The 11,244-nt window shown below is 64.9% G+C and carries 7 protein-coding genes and 2 pseudogenes; 4 read left to right on the top strand and 5 right to left on the bottom strand.

Translation table 11 applies throughout. The features are described from left to right. Positions 1 to 242: 242 nt before the first annotated feature. Both NKJ58_RS06970 and NKJ58_RS06965 read left to right on the top strand, forming a co-directional pair. Positions 243 to 1,076: pseudogene (locus tag NKJ58_RS06970) on the top strand (ATP-dependent helicase); the annotation flags it as partial. 207 nt (positions 1,077 to 1,283) lie between these two features. Then, positions 1,284 to 3,043 (top strand): annotated as a pseudogene (locus NKJ58_RS06965) (ATP-dependent helicase); the annotation flags it as partial. Positions 3,044 to 3,361: 318 nt separating this feature from the next. Here the strand turns inward: NKJ58_RS06965 and NKJ58_RS06960 are convergent. The 5 genes from NKJ58_RS06960 to NKJ58_RS06940 form a co-directional block, all read right to left on the bottom strand. Continuing rightward, positions 3,362 to 4,402 (bottom strand): ABC transporter permease, encoded by a 1,041-nt coding sequence (locus NKJ58_RS06960; RefSeq protein WP_352513492.1) that lies wholly within the window; start codon positions 4,400 to 4,402, stop codon positions 3,362 to 3,364. Continuing rightward, positions 4,399 to 5,196: an ATP-binding cassette domain-containing protein gene (locus tag NKJ58_RS06955; RefSeq protein WP_023668308.1), complete on the bottom strand. Its 798-nt coding sequence runs from the start codon at positions 5,194 to 5,196 to the stop codon at positions 4,399 to 4,401. Before NKJ58_RS06955 ends, NKJ58_RS06960 begins: the two co-directional genes overlap by 4 nt. An 86-nt stretch (positions 5,197 to 5,282) precedes the next feature. Beyond that, on the bottom strand, positions 5,283 to 6,296 hold the full coding sequence (locus NKJ58_RS06950; RefSeq protein WP_023699592.1) for a substrate-binding domain-containing protein: 1,014 nt from the start codon (positions 6,294 to 6,296) through the stop codon (positions 5,283 to 5,285). Between the two features lie 116 nt (positions 6,297 to 6,412). Then, the gene (locus tag NKJ58_RS06945; protein WP_023832879.1) at positions 6,413 to 7,321 is read right to left on the bottom strand and encodes a sugar phosphate isomerase/epimerase family protein; all 909 of its coding nucleotides are present in this window, start codon (positions 7,319 to 7,321) and stop codon (positions 6,413 to 6,415) included. Beyond that, on the bottom strand, positions 7,318 to 8,349 hold the full coding sequence (locus tag NKJ58_RS06940) for a Gfo/Idh/MocA family protein (RefSeq protein ID WP_023832878.1): 1,032 nt from the start codon (positions 8,347 to 8,349) through the stop codon (positions 7,318 to 7,320). The genes NKJ58_RS06945 and NKJ58_RS06940 overlap by 4 nt, the downstream gene beginning before the upstream one ends. Before the next feature lie 194 nt (positions 8,350 to 8,543). Here NKJ58_RS06940 and NKJ58_RS06935 point away from each other — a divergent pair, with 194 nt between their 5' ends. Together NKJ58_RS06935 and NKJ58_RS06930 are read left to right on the top strand one after the other, a co-directional pair. After that, positions 8,544 to 9,569, top strand: coding sequence for a LacI family DNA-binding transcriptional regulator (locus NKJ58_RS06935; RefSeq protein WP_023697001.1), 1,026 nt, complete (start codon positions 8,544 to 8,546; stop codon positions 9,567 to 9,569). 161 nt (positions 9,570 to 9,730) lie between these two features. Then, positions 9,731 to 11,206, top strand: coding sequence for an esterase-like activity of phytase family protein (locus tag NKJ58_RS06930; protein ID WP_352852892.1), 1,476 nt, complete (start codon positions 9,731 to 9,733; stop codon positions 11,204 to 11,206). The last annotated feature ends 38 nt before the right edge of the window (positions 11,207 to 11,244 follow it).

The following is an 11,244-nucleotide window of genomic DNA, read 5'->3' as shown; positions in this document are numbered from 1 at the left end:
GCAGCCGCCCCTGCCCTGTCGCCAGCTTTCTCCCCCAGGCCGCGTGTGTCAAGCTGGCCCTGCCAGCATAAGGCGAGAGCAAACGCTCGACTTCATTCCGCTCCCACGCTGCAGCACCTCCACGACATTGTCGGGCGTCGGGACGATGAAATTCGCACTGCGCCCCAGAATCTCACTTCCAAACCAGAACAAAACGTAGACACTTCTGGTCTTTCGCTCCCGAATCACTACATTCGGGGGAGATGTCCGGCTTTGCGGAAGACATGCCCTTTTTCGACGAACCCAATGCGCGGCCCGCGGCCCCGTCGGGCATAGCCGCGCGCGCCATGGCGGCCCGCAGCGGACCCAACAGCGCACCCGATTATCTCAACGGCCTCAACCCCGAGCAGCGGCTGGCGGTGGAAACCACCGAAGGCCCGGTCCTGGTGCTGGCCGGCGCCGGCACCGGCAAGACCCGCGTGCTGACCACCCGCATCGCCCATATCCTGGCCACCGGCAGGGCTTTCCCCTCGCAGATCCTGGCAGTGACCTTCACCAACAAGGCCGCGCGCGAGATGAAGCAGCGCATCGGCCATCTCGTCGGCGAAGCCGTCGAGGGCATGCCGTGGCTCGGCACCTTCCACTCCATCGGCGTCAAGCTCTTGCGCCGCCACGCCGAGCTGGCCGGGCTCAAATCCGATTTCACCATCCTCGACACCGACGACGTCGTACGGCTGATCAAGCAGCTGATCCAGGCCGAAGGCCTCGACGACAAGCGCTGGCCGGCCAAGCAGTTCGCGCAGATGGTCGACGGCTGGAAGAACAAGGGCCAAGGCCCCGCCGACATTGCCGAGGGCGACGCCCGCAGCTTCGCCAACGGCAAGGGCCGGGAACTCTACAAGGCCTATCAGGAGCGGCTGAAAACCCTGAACGCCTGCGACTTCGGCGATCTGCTCTGCCACCCTATCCGCATCTTCCGCGCCAATCCGGACGTGCTGAAGGACTACCACAAGCGCTTCAAATACATCCTCGTCGACGAGTACCAGGACACCAACACCGCGCAATACATGTGGCTGCGGCTCCTGGCGCAAAGACCTACCTCCCCCTCGATGGGGGAGGTCGCGCCGCGTAGCGGTGCGGGTGGGGGTGGCAGCGGCGGCGCCAGTGGCCCGCCCCCCCCCCCCCCCCCCCGCCCGTGCGGGGCGACCCTCCCCATCCAGGGGAGGGTAAAGCGCGCTCGGCCGAAGGCCGCAAGCCCGACCAGGCGTCCGAGCCGTTGCGAGGCGACTCCCGCGACGCCGAAGGCGCGCAAAAAAGAGGGGGCGGAGGGCCTGTGCCGGCAGGCGCGGAACGGCCCGTGAGCGAAAACAAAGTCAACATCTGCTGCGTCGGCGACGACGACCAGTCCATCTATGGCTGGCGTGGCGCCGAGGTCGACAACATCCTGCGCTTCGACAAGGATTTCCCGGGCGCCACCATCATCCGGCTGGAACGCAACTACCGCTCGACGGCGCACATCCTCGGCACCGCCTCGCACCTCATCGCCCACAATGAGGGTCGCTTCGGCAAGACGCTGTTCACCGAGAAGGTCGCCGAGGACGACGAGAAGGTGCATGTCCACGCCGCGTGGGATTCCGAAGAGGAAGCGCGCGCCGTCGGCGAAACCATCGAGACCTACCAGCGTGCCAAGCACAAGCTGAACGACATGGCCATCCTGGTCCGCGCGTCCTTCCAGATGCGCGAATTCGAAGATCGCTTCGTCACGCTCGGCCTCAACTACCGCGTCATCGGCGGTCCGCGCTTCTATGAGCGCATGGAAATCCGCGATGCGCTGGCCTTCTTCCGCGTCGTCGCCCAAGGCGCCGACGACCTCGCCTTCGAACGCATCGTCAATGTGCCCAAGCGCGGCCTCGGCGAAGCCACCATCCGGCAGATCCACGACACGTCGCGGAGCTTGCGCATCCCGATGCTGGAGGCAGCCGCCAAGCTTGCGGAAAGCGACGAGCTGAAGCCGAAACCGCGCGCGGCCTTGCGCGAAGTGGCGGCCAATTTCGAACGCTGGCAGAAAGCGCTGGAAACCACGCCGCACACCGAACTCGCCGAGACCATTCTGGAGGAGAGCGGCTACACCGACATGTGGAAGAACGACCGTTCGGTCGAGGCGCCGGGCCGGCTGGAAAACCTGAAAGAGCTGCTCCGCTCCATGGAGGAGTACGAATCGCTGCGCTCCTTCCTCGAACATGTCGCGCTGGTCATGGACGCCGAGCAGAATGCCGAGCTTGACGCCGTCAACATCATGACGCTGCATTCGGCCAAGGGCCTCGAATTCGAGACCGTGTTCCTCCCCGGCTGGGAGGAAGGCCTGTTTCCGCACCAGCGCGCGCTGGACGAAGGCGGCCGCTCCGGCCTGGAGGAAGAGCGCCGTCTCGCCTATGTCGGCCTGACCCGGGCCAAGAAGAACCTGCATCTGTGGTTCGTCTCCAACCGCCGCATCCACGGCCTGTGGCAGTCGACCATCCCGTCGCGCTTTCTGGACGAACTGCCGGAAGCCCATGTCGAGGTCGCCGAAAGCGGCAATTCCTACGGCGGCTACGGCAATTCCTATGGCGGCGGTTCGTTCGCGTCGGGCCGTGGCGGCCAGGGCGCAGGACGGCAGAACCCCTACGGCGCCTCGCGCTTTGACAATGTCGGCGCGGAAAAATCCGGCGCCTTTTCCAACACCTATGCCACGCCCGGCTGGCAGCGCGCGCAGGCCAACCGCACCGAGGCCACCGACCGCAACTGGGGCTCGCGCTCCGGCCATCAGGTCGAGCGCATCGGCTATGGCGAGACCGACAGCGGTTATGGCGCCGGCCGCACCTCGGTCAAAGGCCGCACCATCGACGGCGAACTGGTCGCCAAATCCGTCGCCGACACGCCCTCGCCCTTCAGCGTCGGCGACCGCGTCTTCCACCAGAAATTCGGCAACGGCAACATTTCCAACATTGAAGGCAACAAGCTGACCATCGACTTCGACAAGGCCGGCCAGAAACGCGTGCTCGACGGGTTTGTGGCGGCGGTGTGAGCGCCCGCTTGTCCTGTTGTCCTACAAGCGACCACATTGTTGTAGTCTGGCGGAGCCCTCCCCGCCTCGTCATCCACGGGCGGAGCAAGGAGCGTAGCGACGCAGCGTAGACCCGAGGATCCATCCCGCGTCTTCAACGCGTTGCCACGGTGCGGAATCCTGCACAGCTGCACTCCAAGGTCGCGGAATGGATTCCAGGGTCTACGCGACGGAGCTTCGCTCCTGCTCCGCCCTAGAATGACGAAGCGACGGGCGTCTGCCCAGTCGTCGGGGCATGCGGTCCGCAACATGAGCGTCCCCGTCAATTTAGCCCGCCCCTCACCTGTACCGCGCCTGGTTCCACTTATGCCCCAGCAGCGACAGGATGATGATCAGGCCGTTGAAGAACTGCACGTAGAAGCCGCTCAAGCCCGCCGCCACGACGCCGGTCTGGATGAAGGACACGGTGACCGCGCCGATGGCGCCGCCGGCAACCGTACCGATGCCGCCCCAGGTCGGCGTGCCGCCGACGAACACTGACGCCAGCACCGGCAGCAGATAGCCGTCGCCCGCGGTCGGCCACCAGGTGAAGTTGATCATCACCGAAAACGTGCCGGCGATCGCGGCCCCGATGCCGGTGAAGATGAACACTTTCACCCGCACACGCTTGACGTCGATGCCCATTTGCTGGGCGCTGTCGGGGTTGTCGCCGACGACCCTCACCTGCGCGCCGAAGCGGTGCCGGTTGTAGAGCATTGCCGACAAAATGACGAAGGCGAGTGCCCAGAAGACCTGCACCGGAAAACCCCACACCTGACTGGAGAAGATGGTGTACGCCCAGCTGTCGCTGAGACCGGTCAATGCCGTCGATCTGCCCTCGTTGATGATCTGGATCAGTCCCCGCAGCAGGAAATTCATGCCGAGCGTGGCGATCAGCGACGACAGCCCGCCATAAACGACCAGGGATCCGACGAGAAAGCCGAGCAGCGTGCCGGTGAGAATCGCCGCTGCGATGCCGAGAAACGGATCGTAACCGGCCTGCACCACCAGCGCGAACACCCAGGAGGCAAAGCCCATGGTTGCGGGAAACGACAGGTCGATCTCGCCGCAGGTGACGACGAAGACCAGCGGCACCACCACGAACAGGGCAACCGGCAGCGTGGTCAGCACGGATCTGTAGAGATACCAGGTGGTGAACACGGTCGGGTTGGCGATCAGGAACGCCGCCATCATGATGATGAACACGGCGAGCGTGCCGAGCGCTGCGCGGTTGTCGATGACGAAACCGCGCAGCCAATGGTCGGACGGGTGCTTCCACTCAGGCCGGGCTGCCTTGCCGCCGAGCGGGCTCTGCAGATCGGGTTCCATGGTCTTGCTCATCGTGCTGCCCTCTCCGCGTCGCCGGCCTCGTGCAGCCCCGGCAGTCCTCCGGGATGCGCAACGTCTTCCATGAAATTGATCAGCTCTTCGGCCGACTTGACCTCGGTGCGATCGGCGGTCAGCGCCACCTTGCCGCGGTCAATCACCACGAAGCGGTCGGCGATGTCGAAGACATGGTGGATGTTGTGGCCGATGAACAGGATCGAACGGCCGCTCGCCCGCACCTGGCGCACGAAATGGAAGACCTTGGCGGTCTCGGTCAGCGACAGCGCCGTCGTCGGCTCGTCGAGGATGATCAGCTCCGCCTGCTTGTAGATGGCGCGCGCGATCGCCACGCCCTGGCGTTCGCCGCCCGAGAGCTGGCCGACGATCGAATGCGGCGTGAACACTTTCGAGGTAAAGCCGATCTCGCGCATCAGCCGGCTCGCCTCCTCTATCTCTTTATTGACCTTCAGAAAGCCCATGAAGCCGGTGAGTTCGCGGCCCATGAAGATGTTGCGCACGATGGTCTGCTGCACGGCCAGCGCCCGGTCCTGGAAAACCGTCTCGATGCCGGCGTCGCGCGAGCGTGCCGCACTCCAGCCGGTCACCGGCTTGCCGCGCACCAGGATCTCGCCGCTGGTCGGCTTGACGACGCCGGACAGGATCTTGATCAGCGTCGATTTGCCGGCGCCATTGTCACCGATCAAGCCAACCACCTCGCCGCGGTCGACCGAGAGATTGACCCCGCCCAGCGCATAGACCTGGCCATAGGATTTGCTGATGTCGCGCAGTTCGATGATGCGTTCGGCCATGGCGATCCTCGCTCCTGTGGTATCATCCCGGCCTGGTGCCGGCGGTCCCGCCGACCGGGCTTGCGCCCAGCCGGCAGTTTGGGAGGTCAGCGCAGCGCCTGCTTGGCGAGCTCGGCGACGATCTCGTAATTCTGCGGCGTGACGAAGCCCGCCCCGGTGTCGACATTCATCGGCGCCAGGCCCAGCACCACCTGCTGGCAAAGGCTGAGGATCGGCAGATAGCCTTGCAGAAACGGCTGCTGATCAGCCGTCAGCTGCACCCAGCCGCCCTTGAACGCCTCGACGATCTGCGGGCTGGTATCGAAGCCGAAGTTGAAGATGTCGCCGGGCTTGCGTCCTGCCGCCTGCATGTAGGTGGCGACGTTGCCCAGCATCTGGCCGCCGGGATAGCCGACCGCCTTGACGTCGGGATTGTTGAGCAGGGCCGCGGTGATCACCGGTATCGCCAGATTGGGGTCGGACGCCCATTCGCCGCTCGGCGGCGACGACAGCTGGATGACCTCGACGCCGGCTTCCTTGAGTGCTGCCACCGTGCCGCGCTCGCGCGCGCCGCGGGCCTCGTTCTCGAACGGACCGATCATGATCGCCTTGTCGCCGGACTTGAGCTTCCCGAGCTTGAACGCCTCAGTGCCGAGCGCGCGGCCCTGCTGCTCCTGCTGGGCGCCGACATAGCCGCCGCCGAACGCGTCCACCACCTTCGGCACCGGCACGTTCTGGTACATCATCTTGATGCCGTCCTTATGCGCCTGTTCGGCCAGCGGCATGATCGCGGCGTCGCCCGGATGGCCCATCATGGCAATGCCGTTTGGCTTCACGGCGACGGCCTCACGCAATTGCTGCACCATCTTCTCGACGTCCCACTGCGAGAAGATGTAGTCGACCTTCGGCCCGAGATCGGACGCCGCCTGCTTGGCGCCATTGTAGACGATGGTGCCGAAAGCGTCGCCCTCGGCGCCGCCGACGAAAAAGCGGATGTGGACATCCTTGCACCACTGGGCGTCGAGCGCCTGCGCCGGCAGAGTGGAGATGGCAGCGCACAGCGCCGTGGCGGCGGCCACGACGGTCGAGCGCAGAAGTGTCGTTCTCATTGCGATGCTCATGCACGTTCCTCCCTTTTGTCCTCGGTGAGCCGAGGGGTTTCGTCGTTCGCCTGTCGGCAGTGCTTGTCGGCAGTGCTTGGCAATCTGTCAGGCCGGCTCCTCCCACCGGCCCTCGGTCACGCCGGGTTCGGCAGGTAGGTCGCTCCTCCCCGGCATTGCTTGAGGTATTCCAGCCCGCGCACCTGGCCTGTGATTTCGAGGTCGCCGCGATAGACCGGGTCGTGCCAGCCCTCGATGTCGATGGCGCCCTTGTAACCGGCCAGCCGCAATTCGCTGATCACCCGCGTCCAGTCGCTGTCGCCAAACCCGGGCGTGCGCATCTGCACGAAGGGCAGCTTGCCGAACACGCCGTGCTCGCGGATCACATCCCAGCGCACCGTCGCGTCCTTGCCGTGGACATGGAAAATGCGCGGCGCCCATTTGCGGATCTGCGGCATCGGGTCGATGAGGTAGACAAGCTGGTGGCAGGGCTCCCATTCGAGGCCGAGATTGTCGTCGGGCAATTCGTTGAACATCAACTCCCAGGCATCGGGATTGTGGGCGATGTTCCAGTCGCCGGCCGCCCAGTTGCCATCCATGGCGCAATTTTCGAAGGCGATGCGCACGCCCTTGTCTGCGGCGCGCCTGGCCAGCGGACCCCAAACCTCTCGGAAGCGCGGCAGGCTGTCTGTCAGCTTCTTGCCACGCAGACGTCCGGTGAAGCCGCTGACGATCGAAGCGCCGAACAGATGCGCATTGTCGATGACGGTTTCCCAGGCCGCGAGCACGCCGCGATCGACCTCGCCATCCTCCAGCGGATTGCCGAACACGCCGATCGACGACACGGCGACATCGGCATCGCCGATCGCCTCGCCAATCTCACCGGCGAGCCGCGCCAAATCCTTGCCGCCCAGCGTCTGCCAGAAGAAGGGCTGGATGCTCTCGAAGCCGAGCGGCAGAATCTCTTTGATGTAGGCGGCCGGGTCTTCGAGATTGGCCCGCACCATGGTGCCGATGCGGATGTCGAGAAGCGGGTTTGGCATCATGATGCTTCCTGTGTGATTGCGACGCGCCGTCCGGTCTCGGCGCTTTCGATGGCGCCAAAAACCATGGCCAGGCTTTTGATGTTGTCGCTGCCACGGGTTTCCGGCTCGCTGCCGGTCTCGATGGCGTGGATGAAATCCTTGATGATGCCGAGATGACCGCCGACGCGGTCGGCGGAATCGAGCGGCGGTACTGTGATGGGCTGGGTCAGGTCGAACAGGCCGTCGCGGACCGACAACACAACTTCGGCCTTCAGTCCGTCCTCGCCGTCCCAGACCAGGCTGCCGTGCTCGGCGACGATGCGCCACGTGCTCTCCCAGCTGGTGCGGAAGCCCGCCGCGCACCAAGAGCCTGCATAGGTGAACACCTTGCCGCCGCCGAGATCGAAGATAGCGCTGGCCGACGATCCCTGCCGGTACCAGGAATTCGCCGGCTCCCATTCCTGGCAAAAGACGCCGGCGGGATCGCCTGCGACCATGTAGCGGGCGGCGTCGAATGTGTGGATCGCCATGTCGAGCAAAAGCACATGCGCCATCTCCTCGCGAAAGCCGCCGAAATGCGGCGCGACGAAGAAATCGGCATGGATGCTGGTTGGCTTGCCGATGGCGCCGGAGTCGAGAAAGCGCCTGATGCGCCGGACATTGGCGACGTAGCGGCGGTTCTGCACGACCGCATGGATACGCCCCGCGTTACGTGCCGCATCGACGATGGCGCGCGCATTTTCCGGAGTATCGGCCAGCGGCTTTTCCGTCAGCAGATGGCAATTATGGGCAAAGGCGGCAAAGGCGACATCACGCCGGGCGGCTGGAACCACGACATCGAACACCGCGTCGGGCCTGGTCTGGTCGAGCACCGCGTCGAGGCTGGTGCCGATTACCGCGCCGTCGAGCCCGTATTCGCGCGCCCTCGCCTTCGCCCGTTCTGCGTCGAGATCGACCAAGCCGACAATGGCCAGCCCGTCGATCTGCCTCGCGGCATCGAGCCAGGCCTTGCTCATCGCACCACAGCCGACGAGGACGGCATTCATCATCCGGCATTCCTCCCGTCCGGTCCCTCCAGACCGAATGTCACGGCATTTCCGGCACCACCGTAAACGTTTCTCCGTAAACGTTTACGAGAACACACCCGATGGCGTAGAATGTCAATCGGCTGCCAGCGAAAATCATCCCGAAGCCTTGGCCTGGGCGGCAGCCGGTGCTAGCCAAGACAGGGGGAGAACTGTCCTTGGCGTCCAGCATCCATGACCTTGCGCGTCACCTGAACATTTCGATCGGCACCGTGTCGCGGGCGCTGAACGGCCGCGCCGACGTCAATGCCGACACCCGCCAGCGCGTGCTCGCCGCCGCCAAGCAATTGAACTATTCGCCCAACCAGTCCGGCCGCAGTCTGCGGCAAGGCACCACCCATTCGATCGCCTTCATGCTGCAGCCGCATCCGGGCGACCAGCAATATGGCGAACCCTTCTTCATCCCGTTCCTGATCGGTCTGCAGGGCCGACTGGCCGAGGATGACCTGGATCTGATGGTCGTCATGGGCGAGCCCGGCCAATATCAGCAGGAGAGGCTGCGCCGCGTGGTTGAGACGCGCCGAGCCGACGCGGTCGTGTTGGCCAATACACGGCGGGAAGACGATCGGATCGACTATCTCAGCAAGGCTGGCTTTCCCTTCGCCACGCTTGGCCGAAGTCAATCCGGCGACGACACCTATCCTTCGCTCGATATCGATTTCGAGAGGGCGGGTGATGAAGCCGTCGACCGGCTGGTCGCGCGCGGCCACCGCCGCATTGCCGCCATCCGCCCTTCGCTGGATCTCAACTTCGGCTACCTGTTCCTCGACGGCTACCGCAAGGCGCTGGGGCGGCATGGCATCGAAGTCGACCCCGGCCTGATCGCCGACGGCTTCATCAACGAGGCCGGAGGCTACCAGGTGACGCCGCGCGTGATGCTCTCCAAGGACCGGCCCACAGCCATCATCTTCAACAATGACGCAATGGCGCTCGGCGGCTGCAAGGCACTGGCCGAGATGGGCATCAGGCCCGGCCACGACATCGCGGTGATCGTCATCGTCGACACGCCGCTCTGCCGTTATTTCTCGCCGGCGCTGACCGCCTTCCGTCCGTCGCTGGAGCCGATGGGCCGGCGGCTGGCCGAAATGCTGCTGGCCTCGCTTCCCGCCTTTGCCGGCCCGGAAGGTCCGCGCATCATCCGCGAAGTCTGGCCGCTGGAACTGATCGCCCGCGACAGCGATTGATCATTGCGCTCTTCCCTCTCCTACAAGGGAGAAGGAAGAGGCCCTCTCTGTCACGCAAGTATCATGTTCGCGTCCTAGACCGCTTTGCGAGAGGGCGACATCGTCGATGCGATGCGGTGGCCCCTTTGCGCCGCTCAAGGCTTGTCACAAAAAGGATCTCCATGAAAATCTCGCACCGAACCGTGTCGCTCGGCGCCGCGCTGGCGCTGTTTACCGCCCTGACCCCTGCCCTTGCCGACAGCACCGCCACCGTTGGCGGCTTCGTCAACAAGGGTCTGGTCGGCGTCGGCCGCATCCCGGCCGATCAGAAGGACAAGTTCGGCGAGACCTTCGGCTCCGGCTCCGGCATGTCCATCGACGCCGCAAGCTGGACCCGTGGCGCGGACGGCTACAAGGGCTCGCTCTGGTTGCTGCCGGACCGTGGCTACAATGTCGTCGGCACCACCGATTACCGGCCGCGCCTCAACACTATTCGCATCGAGTTCACGCCGGTAGCACTAGGCGCCACGCCCACCTCCGGCCAGGAACAGACCGGCGTCAAGGCGACGCTTGCCGATTCCCTGCTCCTCACCGACGACAAGGGCGCTGACGCCACCGGTCTCGATCCGCTCAACGGCGTGCGCGCGGCCAATGGCGACCTGCCGATCCTGCCCGAGGCCAATGGCAAGCTGGCGCTCGACAATGAGGCGATCGCGCGGCTGCCCGACGGCACCATGTTCATCTCCGACGAATACGGCCCCAACATCTACCGCTTCTCGGCCAACGGCCATCTGTTGTCGGCAACGCAGCCGCCGGCCGCTTTGGTGCCGATGCGCAAGGGCGGGCCGAACTTCGCCTCCGACAATCCAGGCCCCGGTGCAGCCGAACCCGATCCGAAGGATCCCGAAACCGGCCGCCAGAACAACCAGGGTCTCGAAGGCATGGCGCTGACGCCGGACGGCAAGTCGCTGATCGCTGTGCTGCAGTCGGCACCCCGCCAGGATGGCGGCGATTCGCCCGCGACGCGCCAAAACACCCGCGCGCTGGTCTATGACGCCTCCGACCCGGCCCATCTCAAGCTGGTGCATGAATATGCCGTGCCGCTGCCGGTGTTCAAGGACGCCAAGGACAAGACCAAGGTCGCCGCGCAGAGCGAAATCGTGGCGCTGTCCGACAAGACCTTCCTGATGCTGGCGCGCGACAGCGGAAACGGCCAGGGGGTGAAGGGCGATACTTCGCTGCTGCGCCAGATTTTCGTCGTCGACGTCTCTGGCGCCACCGACATTGCCGGCGGCGCCTTCGATGCCGCCAACAAGCCGCTGGCGCCCAAGGGCGTGCTCGACCCCTCGGTGACCCCGGCCAGGCTGACGCCGTTCATCGACATCAACGACAACAAGGAACTCGGCCGTTTCGGCCTGCATGACGGCAAGCCGAACGACAAGAACAATCTCTCGGAGAAGTGGGAAGCAATGTCTGTGGTCAGCCTGCTCGATCCGGCGCTGCCCGACGACTATTTCCTGTTCGTCGGCAACGATAACGACTTTCTCACCCAAGACGGTTTTCAGGTCGGCGCGCCCTACAAGGCCGACGACGGCGCCGATGTCGACACCATGTTCCTGGTCTATCAGGTCACGCTTCCGGGCCTCGCCAACAAGTAGCCGTATACGGAAAGGCGGACGCGCCCGGCGCGTCCGCC

The organism is Mesorhizobium sp. M0139 (assembly GCF_040322455.1).
GTDB lineage: Bacteria > Pseudomonadota > Alphaproteobacteria > Rhizobiales > Rhizobiaceae > Mesorhizobium.
This window is presented reverse-complemented; position numbering and strand designations above follow the sequence as displayed.